Source organism: Citrobacter sp. Cb028 (assembly GCF_030336705.1).
GTDB lineage: Bacteria > Pseudomonadota > Gammaproteobacteria > Enterobacterales > Enterobacteriaceae > Citrobacter > Citrobacter braakii.
Window position 1 is genome coordinate 92,298 of the sequence record NZ_JAOWCZ010000013.1, and the last position, 25,359, is coordinate 117,656.

The 25,359-nt window shown below is 55.1% G+C and carries 26 protein-coding genes; 6 read left to right on the top strand and 20 right to left on the bottom strand.

All coding sequences use genetic code 11. The annotated features are described in order from the left end of the window. Positions 1 to 47 precede the first annotated feature (47 nt). Both OGV75_RS00465 and yjdP read left to right on the top strand, forming a co-directional pair. A complete protein-coding gene (locus OGV75_RS00465; RefSeq protein WP_286480247.1) occupies positions 48 to 2,312 on the top strand; it encodes a hybrid sensor histidine kinase/response regulator in 2,265 nt (754 codons plus the stop codon). Positions 2,313 to 2,381: 69 nt separating this feature from the next. Further along, positions 2,382 to 2,711, top strand: coding sequence for a DDRRRQL repeat protein YjdP (gene yjdP, locus OGV75_RS00470; protein WP_049040674.1), 330 nt, complete (start codon positions 2,382 to 2,384; stop codon positions 2,709 to 2,711). A gap of 69 nt (positions 2,712 to 2,780) precedes the next feature. Here the strand turns inward: yjdP and phnP are convergent, their stop codons facing one another. The 16 genes from phnP to OGV75_RS00550 form a co-directional block, all read right to left on the bottom strand. Then, a complete protein-coding gene (phnP, locus tag OGV75_RS00475) occupies positions 2,781 to 3,539 on the bottom strand; it encodes a phosphonate metabolism protein PhnP (protein WP_016155390.1) in 759 nt (252 codons plus the stop codon). A gap of 8 nt (positions 3,540 to 3,547) precedes the next feature. Then, the gene (gene phnO / locus OGV75_RS00480; RefSeq protein WP_016155472.1) at positions 3,548 to 3,982 is read right to left on the bottom strand and encodes an aminoalkylphosphonate N-acetyltransferase; all 435 of its coding nucleotides are present in this window, start codon (positions 3,980 to 3,982) and stop codon (positions 3,548 to 3,550) included. Then, positions 3,969 to 4,523 (bottom strand): ribose 1,5-bisphosphokinase, encoded by a 555-nt coding sequence (gene phnN / locus OGV75_RS00485; protein WP_286480248.1) that lies wholly within the window; start codon positions 4,521 to 4,523, stop codon positions 3,969 to 3,971. The genes phnO and phnN overlap by 14 nt, the downstream gene beginning before the upstream one ends. A 2-nt stretch (positions 4,524 to 4,525) precedes the next feature. Next, the gene (gene phnM, locus OGV75_RS00490) at positions 4,526 to 5,662 is read right to left on the bottom strand and encodes an alpha-D-ribose 1-methylphosphonate 5-triphosphate diphosphatase (RefSeq protein ID WP_016155393.1); all 1,137 of its coding nucleotides are present in this window, start codon (positions 5,660 to 5,662) and stop codon (positions 4,526 to 4,528) included. Continuing rightward, on the bottom strand, positions 5,659 to 6,345 hold the full coding sequence (gene phnL, locus OGV75_RS00495; RefSeq protein WP_019077845.1) for a phosphonate C-P lyase system protein PhnL: 687 nt from the start codon (positions 6,343 to 6,345) through the stop codon (positions 5,659 to 5,661). Before phnL ends, phnM begins: the two co-directional genes overlap by 4 nt. 116 nt (positions 6,346 to 6,461) lie before the next feature. Continuing rightward, positions 6,462 to 7,220 carry a phosphonate C-P lyase system protein PhnK gene (gene phnK, locus OGV75_RS00500; RefSeq protein ID WP_286480249.1) on the bottom strand — a complete coding sequence of 253 codons (759 nt, stop codon included), beginning with the start codon at positions 7,218 to 7,220 and terminating at the stop codon, positions 6,462 to 6,464. Further along, a complete protein-coding gene (phnJ, locus tag OGV75_RS00505; protein ID WP_049259807.1) occupies positions 7,217 to 8,008 on the bottom strand; it encodes an alpha-D-ribose 1-methylphosphonate 5-phosphate C-P-lyase PhnJ in 792 nt (263 codons plus the stop codon). Before phnJ ends, phnK begins: the two co-directional genes overlap by 4 nt. Before the next feature lie 46 nt (positions 8,009 to 8,054). After that, a complete protein-coding gene (locus tag OGV75_RS00510) occupies positions 8,055 to 9,122 on the bottom strand; it encodes a carbon-phosphorus lyase complex subunit (RefSeq protein ID WP_101700878.1) in 1,068 nt (355 codons plus the stop codon). After that, complete coding sequence (gene phnH, locus OGV75_RS00515; protein WP_003031824.1) at positions 9,122 to 9,706, bottom strand: phosphonate C-P lyase system protein PhnH; 585 nt, start codon at positions 9,704 to 9,706, stop codon at positions 9,122 to 9,124. The genes OGV75_RS00510 and phnH overlap by 1 nt, the downstream gene beginning before the upstream one ends. After that, positions 9,703 to 10,155: a phosphonate C-P lyase system protein PhnG gene (phnG, locus tag OGV75_RS00520; RefSeq protein ID WP_095715476.1), complete on the bottom strand. Its 453-nt coding sequence runs from the start codon at positions 10,153 to 10,155 to the stop codon at positions 9,703 to 9,705. Before phnG ends, phnH begins: the two co-directional genes overlap by 4 nt. After that, positions 10,156 to 10,881, bottom strand: a complete 726-nt coding sequence (gene phnF / locus OGV75_RS00525) for a phosphonate metabolism transcriptional regulator PhnF (protein WP_016155477.1) — start codon at positions 10,879 to 10,881, stop codon at positions 10,156 to 10,158. It lies immediately after the preceding gene. 20 nt (positions 10,882 to 10,901) lie between these two features. Continuing rightward, positions 10,902 to 11,681 carry a phosphonate ABC transporter, permease protein PhnE gene (phnE, locus tag OGV75_RS00530; protein WP_057068415.1) on the bottom strand — a complete coding sequence of 260 codons (780 nt, stop codon included), beginning with the start codon at positions 11,679 to 11,681 and terminating at the stop codon, positions 10,902 to 10,904. Between the two features lie 105 nt (positions 11,682 to 11,786). Next, a complete protein-coding gene (gene phnD / locus OGV75_RS00535; RefSeq protein WP_016155399.1) occupies positions 11,787 to 12,803 on the bottom strand; it encodes a phosphonate ABC transporter substrate-binding protein in 1,017 nt (338 codons plus the stop codon). Positions 12,804 to 12,883: 80 nt separating this feature from the next. Continuing rightward, on the bottom strand, positions 12,884 to 13,672 hold the full coding sequence (gene phnC / locus OGV75_RS00540; RefSeq protein WP_286480250.1) for a phosphonate ABC transporter ATP-binding protein: 789 nt from the start codon (positions 13,670 to 13,672) through the stop codon (positions 12,884 to 12,886). A gap of 132 nt (positions 13,673 to 13,804) precedes the next feature. Then, the gene (yjdN, locus tag OGV75_RS00545; RefSeq protein WP_016155401.1) at positions 13,805 to 14,251 is read right to left on the bottom strand and encodes a VOC family metalloprotein YjdN; all 447 of its coding nucleotides are present in this window, start codon (positions 14,249 to 14,251) and stop codon (positions 13,805 to 13,807) included. 139 nt (positions 14,252 to 14,390) lie between these two features. Then, a complete protein-coding gene (locus tag OGV75_RS00550) occupies positions 14,391 to 14,726 on the bottom strand; it encodes a zinc ribbon domain-containing protein YjdM (protein WP_003031835.1) in 336 nt (111 codons plus the stop codon). 539 nt (positions 14,727 to 15,265) lie between these two features. Between OGV75_RS00550 and crfC the strand changes: the two genes are divergently transcribed. Next, positions 15,266 to 17,623 (top strand): clamp-binding protein CrfC, encoded by a 2,358-nt coding sequence (crfC, locus tag OGV75_RS00555; RefSeq protein ID WP_286478704.1) that lies wholly within the window; start codon positions 15,266 to 15,268, stop codon positions 17,621 to 17,623. Next, entirely contained in the window at positions 17,620 to 18,513 is an 894-nt protein-coding gene (locus OGV75_RS00560; protein ID WP_016155403.1) for a diguanylate cyclase regulator RdcB family protein, read from the top strand. The genes crfC and OGV75_RS00560 overlap by 4 nt, the downstream gene beginning before the upstream one ends. A gap of 30 nt (positions 18,514 to 18,543) precedes the next feature. Here OGV75_RS00560 and kdgT read toward each other — a convergent pair whose 3' ends face one another. Further along, positions 18,544 to 19,542 (bottom strand): 2-keto-3-deoxygluconate transporter, encoded by a 999-nt coding sequence (gene kdgT / locus OGV75_RS00565; RefSeq protein ID WP_016155482.1) that lies wholly within the window; start codon positions 19,540 to 19,542, stop codon positions 18,544 to 18,546. Between the two features lie 699 nt (positions 19,543 to 20,241). On the opposite strand from kdgT, the gene proP reads away from it, so the two are divergent. Beyond that, positions 20,242 to 21,744, top strand: coding sequence for a glycine betaine/L-proline transporter ProP (gene proP, locus OGV75_RS00570; protein WP_016155405.1), 1,503 nt, complete (start codon positions 20,242 to 20,244; stop codon positions 21,742 to 21,744). An 82-nt stretch (positions 21,745 to 21,826) separates the two neighbouring features. Next, positions 21,827 to 21,916 (top strand): LpxT activity modulator PmrR, encoded by a 90-nt coding sequence (gene pmrR / locus OGV75_RS00575; RefSeq protein WP_016155406.1) that lies wholly within the window; start codon positions 21,827 to 21,829, stop codon positions 21,914 to 21,916. On the opposite strand, the gene pmrB is transcribed toward pmrR, so the two are convergent. Genes pmrB through eptA form a run of 3 tightly spaced genes read right to left on the bottom strand, consistent with a single transcriptional unit; the run spans position 21,910 to position 25,303 of the window. After that, the gene (gene pmrB / locus OGV75_RS00580; RefSeq protein WP_204552586.1) at positions 21,910 to 22,992 is read right to left on the bottom strand and encodes a two-component system sensor histidine kinase PmrB; all 1,083 of its coding nucleotides are present in this window, start codon (positions 22,990 to 22,992) and stop codon (positions 21,910 to 21,912) included. The genes pmrR and pmrB overlap by 7 nt on opposite strands. Then, the gene (gene pmrA / locus OGV75_RS00585; RefSeq protein WP_016155408.1) at positions 22,993 to 23,661 is read right to left on the bottom strand and encodes a two-component system response regulator PmrA; all 669 of its coding nucleotides are present in this window, start codon (positions 23,659 to 23,661) and stop codon (positions 22,993 to 22,995) included. Positions 23,662 to 23,665: 4 nt separating this feature from the next. Beyond that, positions 23,666 to 25,303 carry a phosphoethanolamine transferase EptA gene (gene eptA, locus OGV75_RS00590; protein ID WP_019077837.1) on the bottom strand — a complete coding sequence of 546 codons (1,638 nt, stop codon included), beginning with the start codon at positions 25,301 to 25,303 and terminating at the stop codon, positions 23,666 to 23,668. Between the last annotated feature and the right edge of the window lie 56 nt (positions 25,304 to 25,359).

Sequence of the window (25,359 nt, forward strand, 5' to 3'; positions counted from 1 at the left end):
AGCCGTTCATATTTGTCATATTGCGATTTTTCTTCACGGAGCGTGATATGCCGCAACCAGGACGTCACTTTTTCGCCAGTGCGCGCGGACGATTGCTGTTCTTCAATCTGCTGGTGGTGACGGTCACGCTGATGGTAAGCGGTGTGGCGGTGCTGGGGTTTCAGCATGCCAGTCAGATCCAGGAACAGGTGCAGCAGCAAACCGTTGACGACATGACCGGCAGCATGAACCTGGCGCGGGATACGGCGAACGTGGCGACCGCGGCGGTGCGGCTGTCGCAGGTGGTCGGCGCGCTGGAATACAAAGGTGAAGCGGAGCGGCTGCAGGAGACGCAACGGGCGCTGAAGCATTCGCTGGAACAGTTGGCCACCGCGCCGTTGGCGCAGCAGGAGCCGGCGCTGGTCGAGCGTATTATCCAGCGCAGCCAGGAGCTACAAAGCAGTGTGGAAGGTATGCTGCAGCGCGGGCAACGGCGACATCTGGAACGTAACGCCCTGCTCAGTTCGCTGTATCAGAATCAAAGTTATTTACGTCATCTGCAAAAGCTGATCGGCGCGCAGGATGACGTGCTGCTGGGGCAGATAGACCGCTTAATTGTTGCCGCCATTGAAACACCCACGCCGCGTTCGGTGGTGAAACAACTGGACGGCGTGATGCCCGCGCTGCCTGTGCAAAATAGCAATCCGCTGATTACCAACATCCTCACCGACTTCAACCAGGAGTTGCATAAGCTGGAGCCACTCTCTTCTGCGCTTGAGCAGAGTGATTTGGCGATCAACTGGTATATGTTTCATATCAAAGCGCTGGTGGCGATCCTCAACAGCGATATCAACCGGTATGCTTCGCAGGTGGCGCTGATCTCCGAACAGCGGGTGGCGCAAAGCCATCAGGAACTGCAATCCGGCGCGTTGTTTATTTTGGTGTTTGCGCTGTTGGCGGTGGTGATCACCGGTTTTGCCGGCTGGTATATCTACCGTAACCTCGGTTCTAACCTGACGGCCATTTCGCGGGCGATGACCCGGCTGGCGCACGGTGAATCGGACGTTAGCGTCCCGGCCCTACAGCGGCGCGATGAGCTGGGCGAACTGGCCCGCGCCTTTAGCGTCTTCGCCCGTAATACGGCATCGCTGGAGCACACCACCCGATTGCTAAAAGAAAAAACCAGCCAGATGGAAATCGACCGCACCGAGCGCCAGGGGCTGGAGGAAGCGCTGTTGCACAGTCAGAAACTGAAGGCGGTAGGGCAACTGACGGGCGGATTAGCGCATGATTTCAATAACCTGCTGGCGGTCATTATTGGCAGCCTGGATCTGGTGAACCCAGACTCTCCTGACGCGCCACGGGTCAATCGGGCGCTAAAAGCCGCCGAGCGCGGGGCGCTCCTTACCCAGCGGCTGCTGGCCTTTTCGCGCAAACAGTCGTTGCATCCCCATGCGGTGGAGCTGAAAACGCTGCTGGAAAATTTGGGCGAACTGATGCGCCACTCTCTTCCGGCTACGTTGACGCTGGATATTGAAGCCCAGTCTCCCGCCTGGCCCGCGTGGATTGATGTCAGCCAACTGGAAAACGCCATTATCAATCTGGTGATGAATGCCCGTGACGCCATGGACGGGCAGGCGGGCACGATTAAAATCCGTACCTGGAATCAGCGGGTCACGCGCAGCGATGGGCGTAAGCAGGATATGGTGATGCTGGAAGTTGCCGACCAGGGAAGCGGGATGTCGCAGGAGGTGAAAGCTCAGGTCTTCGAGCCGTTTTTCACCACCAAACAGACCGGCAGCGGCAGCGGGCTGGGGCTGTCTATGGTCTACGGTTTTGTGCGCCAGTCCGGTGGCCGCGTGGAGATTGAAAGCGCCCCTGGGCAGGGAACGACGGTCAGATTGCAGCTTCCTCGCGCGGTTGTGCCGGTGCAGACACCGGTGGAGCCAATCGCACAGCACACCCCGACTCGCGGTGAAAAACTGGTGCTGGTTCTCGAAGATGAAGCCGATGTGCGCCAGACGTTATGTGAGCAATTACACCTGCTGGGCTACCTGACGTTAGAGGCCGCCAACGGCGAACAGGCTATGCATATGCTGGCGGCTTCATCCGAGATTGATATTTTTATCAGCGACTTAATGCTGCCCGGTGGTTTAAGCGGTGTGGATGTGGTTAATCATGCGCTGGCACATTATCCACAACTGAACATCCTGCTGATTAGCGGCCAGGATTTACGTCCGGCGCATAACCCGGCGCTGCCGGATGTGGCGTTATTGCGTAAGCCCTTCACTCGGGGAGAACTGGCGCAGGCGCTGCGGCATTCGCGTAATTGAGATTCCTCCGCTACCCCCGCAAATACGCTTTGATTACCGTGGGGCGAGTTTCTTGATGAGGCTGGTTTTATGCAACGCTCCGCGACATTCTTACTTTTCACTGTGCTGGTGATGACCACCGTATCGGCGCAGGCGGATATTATCGATGACGCCATCGGTAATATTCAGCAGGCGATTAACGATGCCTACAAACCGGACAGCGGGCGGGATTATGACGACTCTCGTGATGAAAGCTGGCAGCGACAGATGAGTGACGATCGTCGCAGGCAGTATGATAATCGCCGCCGCCAGTTTGAAGACCGCCGCCGCCAACTGGATGACCGCCAGCGCCAGCTCGATCAGGAACGGCGTCAGTTAGAAGACGAAGAGCGCAGAATGGAAGAAGATTATGATCGTTAGCGCAATCTTTCGCTGGCAAGGTTATAGGGAGCAGAGACCTGTTAACAAGTGTTTTAGTGCGATGTAAACCTACCTCAGCACAATCTCCATTCCGTCATACCCGGCTTCAAGCCCTGTCGGTAGCGGATTCTCCATCATCCACAAATCAAACTGATGACTGATATGCGTCAGGATCACCCGTGGGCAGCGGATAACCTCGTTCAAGGCGATAACGGTATTTACATCGCTGTGATTGCGCGGCGGCTCGGCGCGCGGGGCGTGACTGCAGTCGATGATAATCACCTGAGGCTGGTTATTGTGGAGAAACTTCAGCGTCTTGTCGGGAAGTCCGGCGGTATCGGAGAGCCACGCCACGCGGCTGTGCGCGGTCTCCAGCAGATAGCCAAACGTCAGCTTTGAATGGTTGAGCGGGAGTGGCGTCACCTGCAACCCTTGCAGATTAAACACCACGAATGGCGCGACGGTATGGCTAAAATCGAGGATGCCAGGGTGCTTAAACAGATCGTCGCATCCCTGTTCATCCGGCGGACCGTACACCGGGATAGTCGCCCCCACGCCCCAGCGCAGCGGAAACAGCCCCTGCACGTGATCCATATGGTAGTGGGTGAGCAGAAACTGCTGGAAGCTGCCTGCTGGCCAGTCGTCCATCAGATGCGGGATCCCCGCGTCCAGCAGCGTCACCGCATTGTTAAATTTGACCACCCCGCTACAAGGGCGTCGACGGTATTGCGCCTGTAAGCGTGCTCGTTGGCAGGCCGCACAGTCACAGCCAAATGCCGGCACCAGTTGCGCGCCGCCGGTTCCCGTCAGCGTAATGGTCAGACTCATGGCTCCCCCTACAACGGTTTGGTGAAGCGAAAATGGCTCATGGTATAGCCTTCGCGCTGGTAAAAGCGGTGCGCGTCAAGGCGTTGGGTACTGGTAGAAAGCTCGGTTATTTCTGCGCCCGCTTCGCGCGCGGTGGCTTCGGCCCAGGTCAGTAACTGACTACCCACTTTTAGTCCTCGTGCCTGTGGCATCACCACCAGTTCCTGGATCTCGCCAATCCAGTTGGCGTGGTGCAGATGAAACTGCAGGTGCAGACCGATCAAGCCGACGACCTGTCCGTCGAGCAGCGCCAGCTGGTAGTGCATATTGGGATCTTGCAGATTTGCGGCGTAGCCGGCGCTAAAGGCCTGCAGGTCGAATTGGCCCTGTTTCAACTCACAGATAAGCGCGTAAACCGCATCGGTATCGTATAGCGTGGCGCGGCGTAATTCACAGACAGACATGTTTCTTCTCCTTGCGTCCCATCAGTGTGAGCAGTGTATCGACAGACTGTAGCAAACTTCCATCATTGTTCAGGACGTGGCAGTCATACGGCGTGTAGCGTGCCGCGCGTTCAAGGCGGGCAGCGATTTCCGTTTCGCTCTCCCGCCCACGTGCCTGCAGGCGCTGGCGTAGAATGGCCGGGGAAACCTGTAAGCAAATGGGAAGTAAAGAAGCGCCGTAACGGGCCTGCGACTGGGGCAGATGCGCGCGCGAGCCATTGACCACCACATCAAAACCGGCGTGCAGCCAGAGGTCAATCTCTACGCCGACGCCGTAATAGAAGCCGTTGGCATGCCAGCTCAGCGCCAGCAGGTTCTGCCCGGCGCGGGTAAAAAACTCTGGTTCGCTGAGGGCAATATGGTTTTCATTCCCTGCGTTGGCGGCGCGGGTGATGTAACGGTGCGCCACCAGCAGTTGCGCAGGTTCCTGCTGGCGAAGTTCTGCCAGTAGACTGTCCTTACCGGAGCCGGACGGCCCCATCAGCCAGATCAGTTTCCCCATAGTCAGAATACCCTTTTGCCCTGACGCCAGACGTGGTCGATATGGATGTGATCGCCTTTGCGATGCGCCAGCACCAGATCCGCGCGTTTACCTTCGGCTACAACGCCACGATCGTCGAGATTTAATGCCCGCGCCGGATTGCGGGTCACCAGACGAATGGCCTGCGGCAGCGTAAAGCGGTTGGCGTCATCGTCTGCCACGCGAAATGCCGCATCGAGCAGGCTGGCGGGGTAGTAGTCGGAGGAGAGAATATCCAGCAGCCCCAGCTCAGCCAGCTTATGCGCCGCCACGTTGCCGGAGTGAGAACCGCCGCGCACGATGTTGGGCGCGCCCATCAGTACGTTCATACCATGCTGGCGCGAGGCCTCTGCGGCGGCAAAGGTAGTAGGAAATTCGGCAATCACGCTGCCAAGTTGATGCGATTCCAGCACATGATCGCAGGTGGCATCGTCATGGCTCGCCAGCGCTATCTGGCGCTCACGACACATCTGAGCAATCGCTGTGCGGTTGGGTTGCGACCAACGAGCAGCCAGAGCTAACTGTTCTTCTTCGTAGCGGGCCATTTGCTCGTCGGTAAGTGAATACTTGCCCTGATAGTACTCGCGGTACTTCTCGCGATTGGCGAACTGACGCTGGCCGGGGGAGTGGTCCATCAGCGATACCAGCGTCACCGGCTCACGACTGACCAGTTTTTCAAACAGCGGTAGGGTGGTGTGATGCGGCAGCTCGCAGCGCAAATGCAGGCGGTGCTCGGCGCGATTGACCCCGCGCTTTTGCGTCTCTTCCACCGCGTTGATCATCTTCTCCAGATTTTCCAGACGGTCACCGCCGTCGCGCACATCGCCAATCGCCACCGCGTCCAGCACGGTGGTAATGCCGCTGGCGACCATCAGCGCGTCGTGGCTGCTCATCGCCGAGTGGGCGGGCCAGTCTACCTTCGGGCGCGGGGTGAAAAACTTGTCGAGATTGTCGGTATGCAGCTCGATAAGCCCTGGCAGCAGCCAGCCGCCTTCTCCGTCCATCGCTTGGGCCAATTGGCTCTGACTTTCGGCAAAGGCGCGGATCGTTCCGCCCTCAATTTCCAGCGATCCTTGCACCACTTCATCTTCCAGCACCAGCTTTACATTATTGATAATCATGCTGTTGTTCCCATCAGGTGCAGGCGATCCGCGACGCGGTCGCGCACGGTTTGATCGTGAAAAATGCCGACAATTGCCGCGCCGCGGGCTTTCGCTTCTTCAATCAATGCGACGACGGCGGCGCTGTTTTTGGCGTCCAGCGAGGCGGTGGGCTCATCGAGGAGTAGAATCGGGTAATCGACGATAAACCCTCGGGCGATATTGACGCGCTGCTGTTCGCCCCCGGAAAACGTCGACGGCGCCAGATACCACAGCCGCTCCGGCACATTCAGGCGGGTAAGCAGGTTAGCCGCTTTGGCTGCGCACTCCTCGCGTGACACGCCGAGATCCAGCAGCGGCTGCATCACCACATCCAGCGCAGAAATCCTTGGGATCACGCGCAAGAACTGGCTTACCCAGCCGATGGTTGAACGGCGAACTTCCAGCACTTTACGCGCCGGAGCCTGCACCAGATCGACCCATTCGTCGCTGTGGCGGATGTGGATGTGTCCTTCATCCGGCAGGTAGTTGGCGTACAGCGAACGCAGCAACGTGGATTTGCCGCTGCCAGAGTGACCGTGCAGCACCACGCATTCGCCGTTTTTAACTTCCAGCGTGGCGTCTTGCAGCACCGGCAGACGCACGCCGTTTTGCTGATGCAGTACAAAGGTTTTACTGACGTTTTCAACGCGAATCGCGTTCATTTTTAGCCTCTTTAAGCATTTTTGCGTTCGATTGCCTGATGGCGCTTCGCTTATCAGGCCTACAACCGATGCCGATCCGTAGGCCGGGTCGCGAAGCGCCACCCGGCAAGACAAAATCAGTTTTGCAAAACAGATGACACCAGCAACTGGGTATACGGATGATGCGGATCGTCGAGTACGCGGTCGGTTAACCCACTTTCCACCACCTGACCCTGCTTCATCACCAGCAAACGGTTGGCCAGCAGGCGCGCTACGCCCAGATCGTGGGTGACAATAACCACTGCCAGATCCAGTTCCACCACCAGGCCGCGCAGCAGGTCCAGCAGTTTGGCCTGTACGGAAACGTCCAGACCGCCGGTGGGCTCGTCCATAAACACCAGTTTGGGATGGGTGACGAGGTTGCGGGCGATCTGCAGTCGCTGCTGCATGCCGCCGGAAAAGGTGGTTGGCAGGTCGTCGATACGCGAGGCCGGGATCTCCACTTCCTCCAGCCAACGCTGCGCGGTGGCACGAATGTCGCCGTAGTGGCGCGCCCCGGTGGCCATCAGGCGTTCGCCGATATTGCCGCCAGCGGAGACCTGACGGCGCAGGCCATCCAGCGGATGCTGATGCACCACGCCCCATTCGGTGCGTAGCAGACGGCGACGGTCGGCCTCGTTCATGCTGTACAGCGAACGGTTCTGATACAAAATCTCACCGCTCTGCGGCGTCAGCCGTGAAGAGATCGATTTCAGCAGCGTGGTTTTGCCGGAACCGGACTCGCCGACGATACCCAGCACTTCGCCAGGCCACAGGTCAAAAGAGACATCGCTGAAGCCCTTGCCCGGCGCGTAGAGATGGGTCAGGTTGTTGACTGAAAGCAGCGGTTGCGTCATTTGCTGAGGGCCTCACTCTGTTGGCGGCAGTAGTCGGTGTCGGAGCAGACAAACATGCGTTTGCCGGTGTCATCGAGCACCACTTCATCGAGATAGCTGTGGGTTGAGCCACAGATGGCGCAAGGCTCATCCCAGCTCTGCACGGTAAACGGGTGATCGTCGAAATCGAGGCTTTCCACGCGGGTGTAAGGTGGAACGGCATAGATGCGTTTTTCGCGGCCTGCGCCAAACAGTTGCAGGGCCGGCATCATGTCCATCTTCGGATTGTCGAATTTTGGAATTGGCGACGGGTCCATGACGTAGCGGTCGTTGACCTTCACCGGATAGGCGTAAGTGGTGGCGATATGGCCGAAGCGGGCGATATCTTCATACAGTTTCACCTGCATGATGCCGTACTCTTCCAGCGCGTGCATGGTGCGGGTTTCCGTTTCGCGCGGCTCGATAAAGCGCAACGGCTCGGGGATCGGGACCTGGAAGATAATGATCTGGTCTTCCACCAGCGGCGTTTCCGGGATGCGGTGGCGGGTCTGGATCAGCGTCGCGTCTTCCGTGCGCTCGGTGGTGTTCACCCCGGTTACGCGTTTGAAGAAGTTGCGAATCGACACGGCGTTAGTGGTGTCATCTGCGCCCTGGTCAATTACCTTCAGCACGTCCGGTTCGCCAATCACGCTGGCGGTGAGCTGAATACCGCCGGTTCCCCAGCCGTAGGGCATCGGCATTTCACGTCCGCCAAACGGTACTTGGTAACCGGGGATCGCCACCGCTTTCAGAATCGCGCGGCGGATCATGCGTTTGGTCTGCTCATCAAGATACGCAAAGTTGTAGCCGGAGAGGTTAGTGGTCACGGGTGGCCTCCTGTTGCAGGCGTTTGAGCAGTTCCAGCTCGGCCTGGAAATCGACGTAATGGGGAAGTTTGAGGTGCGAAACAAAACCCGCCGCCTCGACGTTATCCGCATGCGCCAGCACGAATTCTTCGTCCTGCGCCGGTCCCGTGACCGATTCATCGTATTCGGCTGCCTGTAGGGCGCGGTCCACCAGCGCCATCGCCATCGCTTTACGTTCGCTCATGCCGAACACCAGCCCGTAGCCGCGGGTAAAATGGGGGGATTCGTTTTCTGGCGCGACAAAACCGTTGACCATTTCACATTCGGTCATCAGCAGTTCACCGACGTTCACCGCAAATCCCAGCTCTTCCGGTACGGTTTCCAGTGCCACATAGCCGCTGCGAATTTCGGCGGCAAACGGGTGATTGCGCCCGTAGCCGCGTTGGGTGGAGTAGGCCAGCGCCAGCAGATATCCCTCATCGCCGCGCATCAGTTGTTGCAGACGTGAAGCGCGTGAACAGGGGTAAACCGGTGGCGTGCGGGTAATGTCGTCGGGCGTGGCGCCATTATCCTCTTCACGCTTTGCCAGTCCCTGGTTGGCCAGCAGGGAAAAGACGTGCGGAGAGGCGTCCTGCGCGTCGTCTGCGCTGCGCAGGGGGGGCGTTTCGCCATTGGCCAGCAGGGTAAAATCCAGCAGGCGATGGGTGTAGTCATAAGTGGGACCTAACAACTGCCCGCCGGGAATATCCTTGTAGACCGCAGAGATTCGGCGCTCAAGGCGCATTTCTGCACTGTTAACCGGTTCGCTGACCGCCACCTTTGCCAGCGTGGTGCGGTAGGCGCGGAGCAAAAAGATGGCTTCGACGTTATCGCCGCTGGCCTGCTTCAGTGCCAGCGCGGCCAGTTCGCGGTCGGCGATGCCGCCTTCGGTCATCACCCGGTCGACGGCCAGGTTCATCTGTTGTTCGATTTGCGCCACGCTCAGTTCAGCAATGGTCTCATCGCCCCGGCGTCGGTTTTCCTGCAGGGCGTGGGCGTTGGCTATCGCCTTTTCGCCCCCTTTGACGGCGACGTACATCAGCACACCTCCACATGGGTAGTTCGCGGAATAGCCAGCAGGCGTTCGCCGCAGGTGAGGATCAGGTCGACCCCCAGCGGGAACGGATGCGGGCGTTCGGTGAGTTCGTGAATCAGGCATTCCGGTAGCTGTGGCGCGATCATGCGCTCTTCAGCGATACCGGCGCCGGTCAGACGCAGCATGCGTCCACCGCTTAAGCCAGAGACCTGCACAATCAGCGTGGCGCTGGTTTCTGGCGCGACGGCGGAACCGGCGGAGAGGGCGTTAAGCTGTTCGCTACTGATGCGTTCGTCGGCGACGGCAAAGGCCGCCAACTGCGGCTGATCCACCAGCGGCGCGTTGGTGTGAAAACGCAGATTCTGCCGGGCGATATCGTTATCCATCGACGGCGCAAGCCAGACCGGCGTGTCGCCATCGACCAGGGTCAGTAGCACGCTGGTGGTTGCCAGGCCCAGTGGCTGCCAGCCGTGTTTCAGTTGATGCAGGGCGACGATCACGCCCGGCTCACTCATGGCCTTCAGCAGGCGACGGAAGCTCTGCTGAGCATCCTGAACGGGTAAATTAAAAGCGGTTTGTAAGGTCATGCGTTATCTCCGCGTACCAGCGTGAAGAAGTCGACCCGGCTGGCGTTGATTTCGGCACGGCGTGCGCTAATCAGCGCATCGCGTTCCGCTTCCAGCGGGGCAATTAAGGTTTCCATTAGGCTCTGGAAATGCGTTTGTTCCTGCAGCAGTGCGTCAATGACCGCACACTGCTCGGCGTGTTGTTTGTTGCGGCCCAGCAGGTAGCTGTAGCCCAGCGTGCCGCTCTTCAGGCGTACCACTGCGCGGGTAAGCGTGGTATCACCGGCAAAGAAGCGGTTGCCGGTGCCGCCCATGCGAGCCTGGAGCTGCATCAGTCCGCTTTCCGGTGCGCGGATAAGTTCATAGTCTGGCGTCAGTTTGAGCGCGTGGATGCGGGCGTTCAGGGCATCGGCATTGCTGTAAGCCAGCGCACGCATCCAGCGCTGGCGGGTCGCGGTATCGAAATGCATTCAGTGCTCCATAGTGAATTCGATCATGTCGGCGCGGGTCAGGCTGACGGAGTATTCCGCCGCGTGTTCTTCGCCTTCACGGTGGTTCAGGGTGCGCACGCACAGCAGCGGCGCCATATTGGGGATTTCCAGCACTTTGCTCTCTTTAGCCTGTGCGCGGCGGGCGCTGATGCGCGTTTGTGTGCGCAGGAGCGTCAGACCGGACTGTTCGCGCAGGTAGTCGTGCAGTGAGCCGTTGTTAAAGCCCTGCAGCAGCGGCCATAGCGTGAGGTCGGAAAAATAGTGGTCGATCTGGCACAGTGCGATACCGTTTACCCGGCGCAGGGTGCGCAGATGAATCACGTTATCGCCCTCGTTAATGCTGAGCGCATCGGCAATGTGACTGGAGGCCGGGCGCAGCACCGCCAGCAGTTTTTCGCTGGTGGGGTGGCTGCCCTGGTCCAGCAGGTTCTGGCTAAAGCGCGCCTGGGCATTAAGCGGGTAATCGAATGGGCGCATCAGTACCAGTACGCCAACGCCCTGGCGACGCTGGACCCAACCACGCTCAACCAACTGGTCAATAGCGCGGCGCAGGGTGTGGCGGTTTACCTCGTAGCGCGCGGCAAGCTGATGCTCGGCGGGCAGATAGTCACCGCAGCGATAATGATGACGAAGCTCCTGCTCAAGTCTCGCGGCAATTTCCTGATAACGCGTTGGATAACTGGTCGGATGTGTAGACAAGTGCATAGCAATCAATGCCTCGCTAATCAGATAAAGTGCTTACGCAAACGCTGGGAAAGGAAATCCAGCAGGCTGACGGTGACGATGATTAACACCATCAGGGCGCAGGTTTGCTGGAACTGAAAGCCGCGAATCGCCTCCCATAAAGTCACGCCAATACCGCCCGCCCCCACCATTCCGACCACCGTGGCCGAGCGGACGTTGGATTCAAAGCGATATAGCGAGTAGGAGATAAGCAGCGGCATGACCTGTGGCAGAACGCCGTACAGAATCTCTTCAATTTTGTTGGCCCCAGTGGCGCGAATGCCTTCTACTGGACCTGGCTCAATGGCTTCTACCGCTTCCGAAAGCAGCTTGGAGAGCACCCCGGTGGTGTGGATAAACAGCGCCATTACCCCGGCGAACGGACCTAAACCCACGGCGACCACGAACAGCATGGCGAAGACCATTTCATTGATGGCGCGGCAGGCGTCCATCAGGCGACGCATCGGCTGGTAAATCCACCACGGTACGAGGTTATCGGCGCACATCAGGCCAAAGGGAATCGACAGCACAACGGCGAGGGCGGTACCCCAGACGGCAATTTGCAGGGTGACGGCCATTTCACCGAGATAGTCCTGCCACTGACTGAAGTCTGGCGGAAAGAAGTCGGCGGCGAAGGTCGCCATATTGCCGGAATCCTGGATCAGCGTGAGCGGAGCCATTTCGGCACCTTTCCACGAGATCACCAGCACGGCGAGAAGAATGGCCCAGCTCAGTAGTGAGAACCAGCTACGTTTGGGCGGGGCGACGGTGATGGTTTGCATGTTTAGCTCCGTGCGTAGGTTTATCGCCGGATGGCAGCGCTTGCGCCTTATCCGGCCTACAGAACATCGTCTGCCCGGTAAGCGAAACGCTACCGGGCATCAGGTTTACTGCACCGCTTTAGTCACGCTGGTCATGGCGCCCAGGGCGGCGGTCAAACGGTCAAGGTCGTCGAGCTGCGCTTTCAGCGCCGAGGTTTTGCTGGTTTTCTCTTCCTCGTTCAACCCTTTGTTGCCCTTCACGCCCTGCATCTCTTTAAACAGCGCCAGTTGGCGAATCGGTACCAGTTGCAGGTCGCTGGAGGCACGGAACGGTGCCCATCCCAGGCGTTCCAGTACGGTTTTCTGTTCCGGCGTTTTGCCGTAATTCATAAAGAAGTCGTACACCTTGTCCTTGGTGGTTTCGGAGAGGTTTTTGCGCCAGACGATCGGATCGCCCGGGATCAGCGGTGACTTCCAGATAACCTTCAGCTCTTTCAGTTTTTCCGGCGCGGAGGTTTTCAGCTTGTCGAGGTTTTCGGTGTTGTTGGTGGCGACATCGACCTGTTTGTTGGCGACGGCCAGCGCGTTGGTTTCGTGTCCGGCGTTAACGGTGCGTTTGAAGTCGCTGGCGGAGATGTTATTTTTGGCGAAGACGTAGTAACCGGGGACGAGGAAGCCTGACGTTGAGTTGGGATCGCCGTTGCCGAATGTCAGATCCTTACGTTTGGCGATCAGATCGTTCAGGTTGTTGATCGGACTGTCTTTGTTAACGATCAACACGCTCCAGTATCCCGGGGAGCCGTCGGCAGCGACGGTTTGGGCAAACACTTGTCCGTTAGCGCGATCCACCGCTTCCATTGCCGAGAGGTTGCCGTACCAGGCGATATCAACTTTGTTAAAACGCATTCCCTGAATGATCCCGGCGTAGTCCGGGGCGAAGAAGGCGTTCACTTTCACGCCCAACGATTTTTCCATGTCCTTCAGGAACGGTTCCCACTGTGGCTTCAGGTTTTGCTGTGATTCGGTCGAAATAATGCCAAAGTTCAGCGCTTTTTCTTGCTCTTCGGCCTGCGCCGGGCTGAACAAGGTGCTGATGCTGAACATGCTGGTAAAGGCCAGCGCGGCAACGGTCTTATAGCTCATGTTGTTTCCTTAATTAGTCTTTGTTCCAGGCTATTTCACTTGCCAGCCTGGCTGCGCCAATAACGCCTGGTTTTTTAGAACTATGCAGCCTGCGCGTTCTGTTCGACGCGGTTCATGCTGCGGTAGAGATGGTCAAAACGATCGTTATCAAAATGCTGGCTGTTGCCATCAAAGAAGACGTTGCCCTGACGAAGCGCGACAATGCGTTCGCAGTAGCGCAGGGCGTAATCCACCTGATGCAGCGTGACGACCACGGTGATGCCGTCGGTCTGGTTAATGTCGCGTAGGGTGTCCATCACGATGCGTGCGGATTCCGGGTCCAGCGAGGCTATCGGCTCGTCGGCAAGGATCACTTTGGCTTGCTGCATCAGCGCGCGGGCAATCGCCACGCGCTGCTGTTGCCCGCCCGAAAGCGTGGAAACGCGCTGGTATGCAAAGTGCGCCATGCCAACGCGGGTCAGCGCCTGTAATGCACGCTGTTTCTGTTCCTGGCTAAACCAGCTAAAACAGGTGCGCCAAAACGGCGTGCTGCCGAGTGCACCAATAAGGACGTTTTCCAGTACCGTCAGGCGGTTAACCAGATTGAACTGCTGGAAGATGTAGCCGGTGTGGGCGCGGCTTTTGCGGATATCGCGCGCCAGGCGGCCTTCATGTTGAACGGTACGACCCAGCAGTTCGACGTGGCTACCCGGGGATTTATCACCGACGATCAAACCGCTTAAATGACGTAAAAGGGTGGATTTGCCGGAGCCAGACGGCCCAAGCAGAGCCACCATCTCACCGGAACAGATGTTCAGATCAACCGCATTGAGCGCCTGATGTTGATTGAAGGACTTGGAGAGTTTTTCGACGCGAATAATCGTTTGCATGATGCGGCCTCCCTTAAAAAGTGGCCCCATCGTGGCGGATTAATGTGACGTTTTCGTTAAGGGATGGTTACTTGGTGATGAAGAGTTGAGCGATTTTTGATGACAGTACGGGAGGGCTGGCCTCCCGTTGGATTACTCTGTAGGTTGCTGCTGTTTGACGACGTTGATCATCCACGGCACGCCATACCGATCGCTCACTTTACCGAAACCATGAGCCCAGAAGGTTTCCTGCCAGTCCATTTCGATTTTTCCGTTTGCTGCCAGGTTATCAAACCAGCGTTTGCCTTCGTCGACGTTTTGCGTGTCGAGTACCAGCGTAAAGCCAGAGTAGTGGGCATTTCCGTCGGGGGCGCTATCGCTCATCATGATGTCGCTGCCCGCAACGCGCAGGTTGGCGTGGGCAATGGCGGTATCGGGGAATTTCATGCCTGAAGGGCAACCCTCTTCGCTGTTCTGTGCCGGTTTGGGCATTTCACCGAAGTTGATTTTGTAGAGTAGCTCAGCGCCTAATGTTTTTTGGTAGTAGGCGATAGCATCAGCGCAGTTGCCTGCGAAGGAGATATAGGGACTTAACGGCATAATCTTTACCTCAGGTAAAAGAAACCAGTTAAGTGTAGTTATCGTCTGCAAAAATAAGCCAGGCGGGAAGTATGAGCTTCCCGCCTGGCAGATGAGCTGACATCGGCCTGATTGACGTAGCGCCATCAGGCAATTTGCATCAGTTCTTTTTCACAAATTCAGATTTCAGCTTCATTGGGCCAAAGCCATCGATTTTGCAATCGATGTTGTGGTCGCCTTCAACCAGACGGATGTTCTTCACTTTGGTCCCGATCTTCAACATGGAAGAGCTACCTTTTACCTTCAGGTCTTTCACTACGGTAACGCTGTCGCCGTCAGCCAGCAGGTTGCCGTTGGCATCTTTAACGATCAGTTCGTCGCTGTCCTGAGCCGGTTCAGCATCGTTCCATTCGTGAGCGCATTCCGGGCAGATGAACATGCCGTTATCTTCGTAAGTGTATTCGGAGTTGCATTGTGGGCAGTGTGGTAATGACATGTGGATTTCCTCAAAAGTCAGCAGGGGCAAATGCGCCCAAAAATGGCAGATTGCCGAAAAAGGCCGCAATTATACATAAAATCCCTGCTTTTGTCGGGACTACTGCGCGATTATGCAAAATGATCTGCTGTAAAGACCCTTTGCTTTTACCTCAATGAAAGTATGGCGGAATATTTTTTAAGGGAAATTGCTACGCTTAGGTATTTAAGATAAGGTGAGGCGAAATATCTGATATTCATAGGTAACGTTGCTTACGGATGCCTAAGCCATTGTGATTGAATATCATTGACCCCCTTAATTTTAGTAGGGGGATTACGCGGGTATTTTTTAAAACTGAACTACGCTGTTTATCTTTCTTACTTATTACATAAGTGAGAGGCATCCGGCCAGCGGTTATACGCCAAATTTATTTTAATAATATCAGTTGGTTGTTTTGATTTTAATTATTTCTACACGTAATTATAAAAGCCAAAAAATCTATAAATAAAACGATTGGGCTAAATAAAAGTAATGCCATTTGCGTTAAGGAAGAATTTTCCATGCACACACAGACAATATATGAATTAAGTCAGGAAGCGGAACGCTTGCTGATGCTCTCGCTTGAACATCTCAGGCAATTGCAAAAATTGCCTATGACGTCGTTGGATGATGTCGCGCTAAAACAAGGAGAGCATAGCAGACAGGTGGTTCAGCCTCTGCATTTCAGCGCGCGTGGCATGGATGTCCAGCAGGCAACGCTCAATAATGAACTGCGTAAGATTACGCGTCTGGAAATGGTGCTGGCAATTGTCGGTACCATGAAAGCGGGAAAATCGACGACGATTAACGCGATTGTAGGGACCGAAGTTTTACCTAATCGTAATCGTCCCATGACGGCGCTACCAACGCTAATTCGCCATACGCCGGGGCAGAAAGAGCCGGTGTTGCATTTTTCACATGTCACGCCTATCGATGCCTTAATGAAGGTTTTACAGCAGCGCGTGCGCGAGTGCGATCGCCAGCGTCTTACGCAGACCCTGGAAATTGATAAGGATATGAATGTCCTGCTGCAGCATATTGAAAACGGCGTGGCATTTGAGCGGTATTATCTTGGCGCACAGCCTATTTTCCATTGCCTTAAAAGTCTGAATGACCTGGTGCGTTTGTCAAAAGCACTGGAAGTGGATTTTCCTTTTGCCGCCTATGCCGCGATTGAGCATATTCCGGTTATCGAGGTTGAATTTGTCCATTTGGCCGGTCAGGCGAGCTATCCTGGGCAATTAACCCTGCTGGATACGCCGGGGCCGAATGAGGCCGGGCAACCGCATCTACAAAAGATGCTGAATGAACAGCTGGCGCGGGCTTCTGCGGTACTGGTGGTGATGGATTACACCCAACTGAAATCGATTTCCGATGAAGAAGTGCGCCACGCTGTCATGGCGGTCGGCAAGTCAGTGCCGCTGTATGCGCTGGTGAACAAATTCGATCAGAAAGACCGCAACAGTGACGATGAAGAGCAGGTGCGGGCGTTAATTTCCGGAACGCTGATGCAAGGCGGGATTGCCCCGGAGCGAATCTATCCGGTTTCTTCGATGTGGGGGTATCTGGCGAACAGGGCGCGTCATGAGCTGATGACTCGCGGGCGGCTGCCGGATCACCAGGTGCAACGTTGGGTACAGGATTTTGCCGAAGCGGCGCTTGGCCGACGCTGGTGCACCAACGATCTTGAGGATACGGAGCACATCCGCCATGCAGCCGATCTGTTGTGGGAGGATTCGCTGTTTGAGCAGCCGATCCAGAAAGTGATTCATGCCGCTTACGCCAATGCTTCGCTGTATGCGCTACGCTCAGCGTCGCATAAGTTATTGAACTATGCGCAAAGCGCGCACGAATATCTGGAGTTTCGCGCCCATGGGTTAACGGTTGCCTATGAAAAACTGCGGCTGAACATCACGCATATTGAAGAGGATATGCAGCAGTTAGAAGTGAGTCAGGGGCGGGTGAGTGATGAAGTCAGTCATGAGGTCGAGCTGGCGCTGGAGGCTGCCGCGGCCTATCTCAATGAGCAACAGACTGAGATTCTGTGCGGCATCAACACGTTCTTTATCAAAGAAAATGTCCTGATGATGTCACAACATGGCCAGGGGGCTGGCGTTTCCTCGGCAGAAATGGCCGGAGAAATGCTGGTGTTGCACGATGAAGGTCAGGCGAAAATCGTGCTGGATAAAATGCGCTCGTCCTGTGAAGTTGTCTTGCTGGCAGCGCAGGAAAGCATCAGCCGGGATTTAGCTCTGCGCTTTGAACAGCTTGAGTCGACGCTGTCCCGGGCGCTAAATGACGCCATGCGCCCCATTGAGCAGCGGGTGAAAGAGGAGCTGAACCACGCTGGTTTTCGTGCGCGGATCCGTTTTCCGGCGTTTCATGCGGCGATGTTTAACTTCAACACCCGCCAGTTGTTTAACGAGGCCATTGAGCAGGATATTCCGGCGGAAAATGCGCCGTCAACTGGCGGTGTGGTGCGTGATACCTTCTCTCGCTGGTTGAATCAGCCCAACTGGGGATGGAATGAGTACGTCGAAACAAAAACGCGTTATCTCATTGATATGGGCGCACTGCATAAGAACCTTGTGCACTATGTCACCCAGTTTTGCCAACAAATTCGTAAAGCTTTAGCTGCGCAGGTCGATATTTCCGTTACGGCAGGCATGGCCACGTTTTTTGCTGATTTTTCACTGTGTTTGACGCAATTACAGGCGAGCCTGCGTGAGAGTCTGACCCTGCGCCAGCAAAATGAATCTGCGGTGAATGCCTTGAACGAACAACTGCAGCATCGCATTACGACTGCGGCATGGCTTTATGAAGATTCCCGCTTGCTGCGCGACGATATCAATACCCTTTTTGCAACCGAGCACACATGACTAACGTGTTACTGGAAGGCCCCGGGCGGACGCTGGAGTGTGTCTACCCGAAGTTTATGGTCGATCTGGTTCAGGGAGATGAAACCAAACGTTCCGGCGGTTTTCTGCAACAACAGCAGCGGCTGCGTGCGCGTCTGACGCAGGAGGTGCTATCCCAGACGCAACTGCGAGCATGGGTGTTGGCAGGCGTGTCCAGCGAGCATCTGGTGATGCGTCTAAAACTGGTGGAAAAACTGGCGGGCATGATCGATCCGGGCCATCTGGCGCTGGTACGGATCGCCGAAGGGTTGATGTTTTTACAACAAACCGAACACCCGCGTGGACTCTCCACGCCCGGTCTTCTGCAGCAGATAAATTCACTCGCTGACTGGTTTACCCAGCGCGGCGCTTATAAAGAGAAGGCAGTAACGCAACGCGGCCTGACGGTGCAAGCGGGCGAACATAGCGAGCAAATTTTTACCCGCTGGCGGGCTGGCGCGTATGACGGCTGGTCGTTACCTGGACGCTGTTTTGTGGCGTTAGAGGAGCTGCGTTGGGGAGCCTTTGGTGACGCCTGCCGGTTAGCAAATGCCGATGTGGTATCAATGCTAAAAGACAACCTGCGAACGATGGCTGCTCAGGCGCTGGCGGACAGCGTGAATGCGGCCCCCGCCACGCGTCATTACTATCATCATTGGCTCAGTACGCCGGTGGTTGGCGGCTCGGGTGAGCACAACGATATGTTGAGCTGGCTCGGGGACTGGTGCGATGCGCAGCGTCATCCGGTGAGCTGGTCGGTGACGCAGCGTTGGCAAAATGTGGCGTTGGGCATGCCGAGATTGTGTTCGGCGAAGCGGCTGGTTGATGCGATGGTTGAGGAGATTTTTGCACCGTCCCCGCTCATCAATTGAGCAGGAACGGTGAGTGGGATAAAGGCAGGTTTAGTGGTGCAGGGAGTCTGCCGGGGTAGCCGCCGTCTCATTGACGACCGGGTTTTTATTAAAACGTTTGGCATACAGCGCGGTGATAATCGGCACCAGAATCGCGGTGACTATCACGCTGGCGGCAACCAGCGCCGTAGCGGATGCGGCAACCGGTTCAAATGCCGGGTTAATCTGGGCGATAATCACCGGGTTTGCCACTGCAGCGCCGGCTGCAGAAGAGGCTGCTACGCCTGCCGTACCGTTCCCGCCACCAATAACGCGGTCAGCAATAATCAGCGGAATACCGGTGATGACGATAACCGCGACGCCCAGCAGGATGCCCAGCAGACCCGTATCAACGATGACGCTCAGGTTAATTGTGTTGCCCAGCGCGAAGCCGAAGAACGGGATCAGCACCGGCGTGGCTTTGCTGAAGAAGGAACGCAGATCGTGATCCAGGTTACCCAACGCAAAACCAATCAGGAACGGTAATACCGCGCCGACAAAATGGTGTGGTTCGAAGGACGCCAGACCCGCGGAGCCGAGGATCACCATGGTCATTAACGGACCGGATTCCAGAGACATCAACACAAATGCGCCAGACTCTTCTTTGGTTCCGTACTGGTTCATCAGGCTGGCGTACAAACCGCCGTTGGTCATGTCCATCGCTGAAACAATTGCCAGTACCGAAAGACCGGCAAAGAACCCGGTTTGAATACCGGTATCAGGAATAAATGAAGCAGCAATCATTGCCACTACCCATGCCACGGCTATTTTAGTTAATACCAGTGTGCCGGATTTGCGTAATACCGTGCCGGTTGCTCGTAAATCAATCGATGCACCGATACAAAAAAACCACACTGCCAGAATCGGCACCGTTCCGCTGATCATTCCTTTGGTAAACGAACCGAAATACGCGCCGGTATCCGGAGCTAACGTATTTAACACTGCGCCTAATAACAGAGGAATCAACATCATTCCGCCAGGGATGCGTTCAATCGTGGCTTTAATTTTCATAAGCGTCCTCATCTCTTGTCGCAGGTAATACACGCGCAAGGAAATAAAAATTAATAAATTCAAGTAGTTACTGATGTTTCTTAACAAAGAAAACAGCTATCTCTTTGTTTTATAAAATCTAACGCGGCATACGTTGAGCGTGTTGCTGCTCCCAGGGATATTGCGTCTGGAATTAGTTTGCATTCATGGGAACATTGATTCAATCAAAATAAAACGATGTTTTAGTTATCTTCATCACATATTCCGAGCAAAAGTTCCTGAGTGCTCTGATTATTAAAAAAGCTGTGATCTTTTTGTGAAGAGATTAGGTGGGTTTTTGGCTAGCAGAATAATAGTGACTGTTGTGATTGTTGGTGCAACAAAGCGATTTATTCTTGTATTTAATTGCCAGAAAATCGCAAGCATTACATGTTAAAAAGTTGACTAAGAATGACCTGATTTACGCATGTTGACGAAATGGAAATCTATATGTGAAGTTGATCACAAATTTAAACACTGTTAGGGTAAAGAGGTCATTAACCGCCCAATCAGGCGTCAACAGGTTCGGTTGTACTGCTCGTTTCTCGTCAGTGTAAGTAAACCTGCTACGCTTGTTACAGGGAATGCGTCTGTGCATTCCCCGCTCGGTGATGACCTTGACGCAGGGGCGTTGAGGGACTCGATCTGTAGCGTGACAGGGCTAAGTCTATGAGGACGAGTATGCTAAAAAGGAAAAAAATAAAACCAATTACGCTGCGCGACGTTACCATCATTGATGACGGTAAACTGCGAAAAGCCATTACCGCGGCGTCGTTAGGTAATGCGATGGAGTGGTTTGATTTTGGTGTTTATGGGTTTGTTGCTTACGCATTAGGTAAAGTGTTCTTCCCGGGGGCTGACCCCAGCGTACAGATGGTTGCTGCACTTGCCACCTTCTCTGTTCCCTTTCTGATTCGACCGCTTGGCGGATTGTTCTTCGGTATGCTTGGCGATAAATACGGTCGTCAGAAGATCCTCGCTATCACCATTGTGATTATGTCGATAAGTACCTTCTGTATCGGTCTTATTCCCTCGTATGCCTCGATTGGTATCTGGGCGCCGATTCTGCTGTTGCTGTGTAAAATGGCGCAGGGGTTCTCAGTCGGCGGAGAGTATACCGGGGCGTCGATTTTTGTCGCAGAGTACTCGCCAGACCGTAAGCGCGGATTTATGGGCAGCTGGCTGGACTTCGGCTCGATTGCCGGGTTTGTGCTGGGTGCGGGCGTGGTAGTCCTGATCTCAACTATCGTCGGCGAAGAAAACTTCCTTGAGTGGGGCTGGCGTATTCCGTTCTTCCTGGCGCTACCGTTAGGGCTTATTGGCCTGTACCTGCGTCATGCACTGGAAGAGACTCCGGCGTTCCAGCAGCACGTGGATAAACTGGAGCAGGGCGATCGTCAGGGACTGCAGGACGGTCCGAAGGTGTCGTTTAAAGAGATTGCGACCAGGCACTGGCGCAGCCTGCTGGCATGTATTGGTCTGGTGATTGCCACCAACGTCACCTATTACATGCTGCTCACCTATATGCCGAGCTACCTGTCGCATAACCTGCATTACTCTGAAGACCACGGCGTGCTGATTATTATCGCCATCATGATTGGTATGCTGTTTGTGCAGCCGGTGATGGGTCTGCTCAGCGACCGCTTCGGGCGCCGTCCGTTTGTGATTATGGGTAGTATTGCGCTGTTTGTGCTGGCTATTCCGGCATTTATTCTGATTAACAGTAACGTCATCGGCCTGATTTTCGCCGGGTTGCTGATGCTGGCGGTGATCCTCAACTGCTTTACCGGGGTGATGGCGTCAACGTTACCAGCGATGTTCCCGACGCATATTCGCTACAGTGCCCTGGCCGCAGCGTTTAATATCTCGGTATTGGTCGCCGGTCTGACACCGACGTTGGCCGCATGGCTGGTGGAAAGCTCGCAGAATCTGATGATGCCTGCTTATTATCTGATGGTGATTGCGGTGATAGGTTTAATTACCGGCGTGACCATGAAAGAGACGGCTAATCAGCCGCTGAAGGGGGCTACGCCTGCCGCTTCGGATATTCATGAAGCGAAAGAGCTCCTCGGCGAGCACTACGATAATATTGAGCATAAAATCGAAGATATCGATCAGGAAATTGCTGAGCTGCAGCTTAAGCGTACGCGCCTGGTGCAGCAGCATCCGCGGATTGATGAGTAATCATGTGATTTATCATATCCACTTAAGGTTGGCTTAATCTGTGTCAGGCAAACTCTCCTCCAGAGTATCGGAGGAGAGTGTCATGAAAAACCGCATTTATGAAAGTTTGACCACCGTGTGCAGCGTGCTGATCGTCAGCAGCTTTTTGTACGTTTGGGTGAGTTCTTACTGACCTTTCGCTAATTCCACCCAAGCGCGAGTGCCGGTGGTTCCCTGACGATTTTGCAAATAGAAATGCCCGTGATGTAACTGGGTGATACGACTGACAATGCTCAGCCCCAGCCCAATCCCGCCAAAACGGCTGTCCATACGCACAAACGCTTTACTCAGCTCCCCGCATTTACTCTCATCAATGCCAGGGCCTTCATCTTCGACGGCGATAACGGCATCATGCTCTGTATTCAGGCTAATCGTAATATGGGTGCCTTCCGGGCTGTAACGATGCGCGTTCTCCACCAGATTTCGCAGCAGCATTCGTAATAGCGTCGCATCGCCACGTACGACAACGTCCGCCGTGCTTTGCGGTAGGAGCAGCGTCTGCTGACGCTGGTCCAGCATGGTGCTGAGTTCATCGTAGGAGGGCAAAATCACGTCCTCCAGCAGTTTGACGTGCTGGTAGCTCCCGGCCGAGAACGACTGTCCAACGCGGGCGAGTTGCAGCAGTTGCGACACGCTGTCCATCATTTGGTCAAGGCGGGCAATTAACGGTGAAACGTCGACCTTATGGGTTTTGGACAGTAATTCCAGATGCAGGCGAACGCCTGACAGTGGGGTGCGCAGTTCGTGGGCGACATCGGCGGTAAATAAGCGTTCGTTTTCAATGGTGCTCGTCAGCCGCGTCACCAGCTCGTTGAGCGCTGAGACGACCGCCTGGATCTCAATGGTTGAACTGTGAACTTCAATTGGAGTCAGGTTATCGGCTGCCCGCGTTTCTAACTCTTTTTGCAGATCCGCCAGCGGGCGAGTAATACGCCGCACTGCCTGGTAGCAAATCAGCAGCGTCAGGCTGACCATAAAAATACCGGGGACGATCAGACTGGCGATGGCCTCGCGGATTTCATGCAGGATGTGGCGATCGTTGTTACGATTTTCGCGTAACGCCTGTTCGAATAGCTGTATTTGTTCGGTGCTTTCGTGCCACAACCAGAAGGTGCTAATCAACTGGAAGACCAGCAGAATAAGACCGATGGTCAGCATCAGGCGATGACGAAGCGGGAGCGGTTTTTTTAGATATTGCAGTAGCTTCACTTAGCTTTCCTCAGTGGCAACCAGCATATAGCCAAATCCCCTGACTGTGCGGATACGTGATTTACCCACTTTGTCCCGCAGGTTGTGAATGTGCACTTCCAGCGTATTGGTCGACGGTTCGTTATCCCAACTGTAGATGTCGTTATACAGGATCTCCCGGTGTACCGGGCTGCCCGCTTTAAGCATCAGGCGCGACAGGAGTGCGTATTCTTTCGGCGTTAAGATAACCTCTTGTCCATCCATCCACACCTGGCGACGACCGATATTCAGCGTCAGGTTACTGACAATGAGTTCGCTTTCACCCTGATTGTTATGACGACGCAGCAGCGCCCGGATGCGGGCATGCAGTTCTTCCAGTGCGAACGGTTTGACCAGATAGTCATCGGCGCCAACGTCCAGCCCGCTGACCCGGTCTTTCACCGTATCGCGGGCGGTGAGGATAAGCACCGGCACGGTGTATTTTTTCTGTCTGATGCGGTTCAGGAAGTGCAGGCCGTCTTCATCCGGTAAGCCCAGGTCCAGAACCACCAGACTGTAATGGCCGGTCTCCAGACACTGCTCCGCGGCACGGGCCGTTGATACGCCGTCGCAGGCATAGCCTTCTGTTTGCGCGGCGAGTATCAGTCCCTGTAATAACAACGTATCGTCTTCAACAATCAGAATTTTCATTCGTTTAGCCTCCCCGGCAGGGTTGCAGAATATCATCTGCCGCCTGATATTTCTGTGTTTGCACGCCTGTTAATCCCAGCAGGGTTGAGAAGAGATTATCCTGTGAGAAGTCCTCTGAGCCTGCCCGTTTTTGCAAACATGTCTGAGAGACTTGATAGCGTTGCTGATAATCTTCTGAGAGCCACAGCAGCATCGGCACATGTTTTTGCGTATCTGGCGCAATCGAATATGGCAGGCCGTGTAAATAGATGCCATTTTCCCCTAAGGATTCACCGTGATCGGAAAGGTAGACCAGGCTGGTGGTGAAATTATCCTGATGCTCTTTCAGTATATTGATTGCTTTATCAACAATATAGTCGACGTAAAGAATGGTGTTGTCATAGGTATTGACCAACTGTTGCTGTGAACACGTCTGGATTTCGTTGGTGTCACAGGTTGGCGTAAATTTCTTGAACTGCGCAGGATAGCGGTTGTAATAGGTCGGACCGTGGCTGCCGATGGTGTGCAGCACAATCACGCCGTCGCCTTGCAGGTTATTAATGTACTCTTCCAGCCCGTGGAACAGCACGTCATCGTAGCATTCCCCGTCAATACACTGCCCGGGCAGGTTCAGCTTAGTCATATTCTGGTGCGGTACCCGGTCGCATGCCCCTTTGCAGCCGCCGTCGTTATCGTTCCACAGAACGTTAATTCCCGCCCGCTGAATAATGTCGAGTACGCCTTCCTGATGCTGCGCCAGTTCTTCATCGTAGTGCGCGCGTGGCATACCCGAGAACATGCAGGGGACAGATACTGCCGTTGCCGTTCCGCAGGATGTGGTACGGGGGAAATAGACCACATCATCTTTTTCCAGCAACGGGTTGGTCTGGCGCGAATAGCCTGACAGCGAGAAGTTATCGCCGCGTGAGGTCTCGCCGAGCACCACAATCGTCAGGTTCTTACGCTTTTCTTTCACCATCAACGGATTGCGATGGGCGTCTTCGCCAATGCGTACCAGCGGCAGGTGGGCCAGCCTTTGGTGTGAATACCAGGAAGAGGTCGCCACAATGCTGTTGGATGGGCTGAGGGATTTCACCAGTTCTTTATTGTTGCGAAACAGTGAGGCGTAATCTTTGTAGAAGAACGCGGCGACCAGCACGATCAGCAGCGCGGAGATCAGAATATTCGCGCCACGGAACAGTACGCTGCGCATGGCCGGGGCGATCGGTTTGATTCTTACCCAGCAGGCAATGAGCGCGGCGAGAATGCCGCTCACTCCGAGCGTGATGAGCATTTGCGGCGTCAGCAAAGCAAAGGTTTCGGCGGGTGTGGTGTCCATCATATTGGCGATCATCGAGCGGTCAATGATGATGCCGTAGGTCATGATGAAATATTGGGCCGATGCGCCAACCAGAATGAAAACGCAGGCCACCAGGCGATTAAGCCACAGGAATGAGGCCAGCGTCAGCACAATGTTCATGACGCTGAAAGCGACGACCGGCATCGACAAAAACACCAGCACGTTACGCACGGAATCCAGGGGCAGTTCTTGCAGCACTTGTTTATAGAACGCAATGTTCAGGAAAGTCGCAAGATAAAATGAGATCAGGAGAAGCCAGCTGATTAGCCCGAGAGTGGGTCTTTTAAACAGGTGCTTTAACATTAAGGGGGTTCCATCGACTAAGTGCTACAAATCCTCTCAAAGTAAAATTAAGCCAA

Coding starts and splice junctions, on each gene's coding strand:
- OGV75_RS00465 (WP_286480247.1), top strand. CDS start 48: ATGCCGCAACCAGGACGTCACTTTTTCGCCAGTGCGCGCGGACGATTG.
- yjdP (WP_049040674.1), top strand. CDS start 2,382: ATGCAACGCTCCGCGACATTCTTACTTTTCACTGTGCTGGTGATGACC.
- phnP (WP_016155390.1), bottom strand. CDS start 3,539: ATGAGTCTGACCATTACGCTGACGGGAACCGGCGGCGCGCAACTGGTG.
- phnO (WP_016155472.1), bottom strand. CDS start 3,982: ATGTCTGTCTGTGAATTACGCCGCGCCACGCTATACGATACCGATGCG.
- phnN (WP_286480248.1), bottom strand. CDS start 4,523: ATGGGGAAACTGATCTGGCTGATGGGGCCGTCCGGCTCCGGTAAGGAC.
- phnM (WP_016155393.1), bottom strand. CDS start 5,662: ATGATTATCAATAATGTAAAGCTGGTGCTGGAAGATGAAGTGGTGCAA.
- phnL (WP_019077845.1), bottom strand. CDS start 6,345: ATGAACGCGATTCGCGTTGAAAACGTCAGTAAAACCTTTGTACTGCAT.
- phnK (WP_286480249.1), bottom strand. CDS start 7,220: ATGACGCAACCGCTGCTTTCAGTCAACAACCTGACCCATCTCTACGCG.
- phnJ (WP_049259807.1), bottom strand. CDS start 8,008: ATGATCCGCCGCGCGATTCTGAAAGCGGTGGCGATCCCCGGTTACCAA.
- OGV75_RS00510 (WP_101700878.1), bottom strand. CDS start 9,122: ATGTACGTCGCCGTCAAAGGGGGCGAAAAGGCGATAGCCAACGCCCAC.
- phnH (WP_003031824.1), bottom strand. CDS start 9,706: ATGACCTTACAAACCGCTTTTAATTTACCCGTTCAGGATGCTCAGCAG.
- phnG (WP_095715476.1), bottom strand. CDS start 10,155: ATGCATTTCGATACCGCGACCCGCCAGCGCTGGATGCGTGCGCTGGCT.
- phnF (WP_016155477.1), bottom strand. CDS start 10,881: ATGCACTTGTCTACACATCCGACCAGTTATCCAACGCGTTATCAGGAA.
- phnE (WP_057068415.1), bottom strand. CDS start 11,681: ATGCAAACCATCACCGTCGCCCCGCCCAAACGTAGCTGGTTCTCACTA.
- phnD (WP_016155399.1), bottom strand. CDS start 12,803: ATGAGCTATAAGACCGTTGCCGCGCTGGCCTTTACCAGCATGTTCAGC.
- phnC (WP_286480250.1), bottom strand. CDS start 13,672: ATGCAAACGATTATTCGCGTCGAAAAACTCTCCAAGTCCTTCAATCAA.
- yjdN (WP_016155401.1), bottom strand. CDS start 14,251: ATGCCGTTAAGTCCCTATATCTCCTTCGCAGGCAACTGCGCTGATGCT.
- OGV75_RS00550 (WP_003031835.1), bottom strand. CDS start 14,726: ATGTCATTACCACACTGCCCACAATGCAACTCCGAATACACTTACGAA.
- crfC (WP_286478704.1), top strand. CDS start 15,266: ATGCACACACAGACAATATATGAATTAAGTCAGGAAGCGGAACGCTTG.
- OGV75_RS00560 (WP_016155403.1), top strand. CDS start 17,620: ATGACTAACGTGTTACTGGAAGGCCCCGGGCGGACGCTGGAGTGTGTC.
- kdgT (WP_016155482.1), bottom strand. CDS start 19,542: ATGAAAATTAAAGCCACGATTGAACGCATCCCTGGCGGAATGATGTTG.
- proP (WP_016155405.1), top strand. CDS start 20,242: ATGCTAAAAAGGAAAAAAATAAAACCAATTACGCTGCGCGACGTTACC.
- pmrR (WP_016155406.1), top strand. CDS start 21,827: ATGAAAAACCGCATTTATGAAAGTTTGACCACCGTGTGCAGCGTGCTG.
- pmrA (WP_016155408.1), bottom strand. CDS start 23,661: ATGAAAATTCTGATTGTTGAAGACGATACGTTGTTATTACAGGGACTG.
- eptA (WP_019077837.1), bottom strand. CDS start 25,303: ATGTTAAAGCACCTGTTTAAAAGACCCACTCTCGGGCTAATCAGCTGG.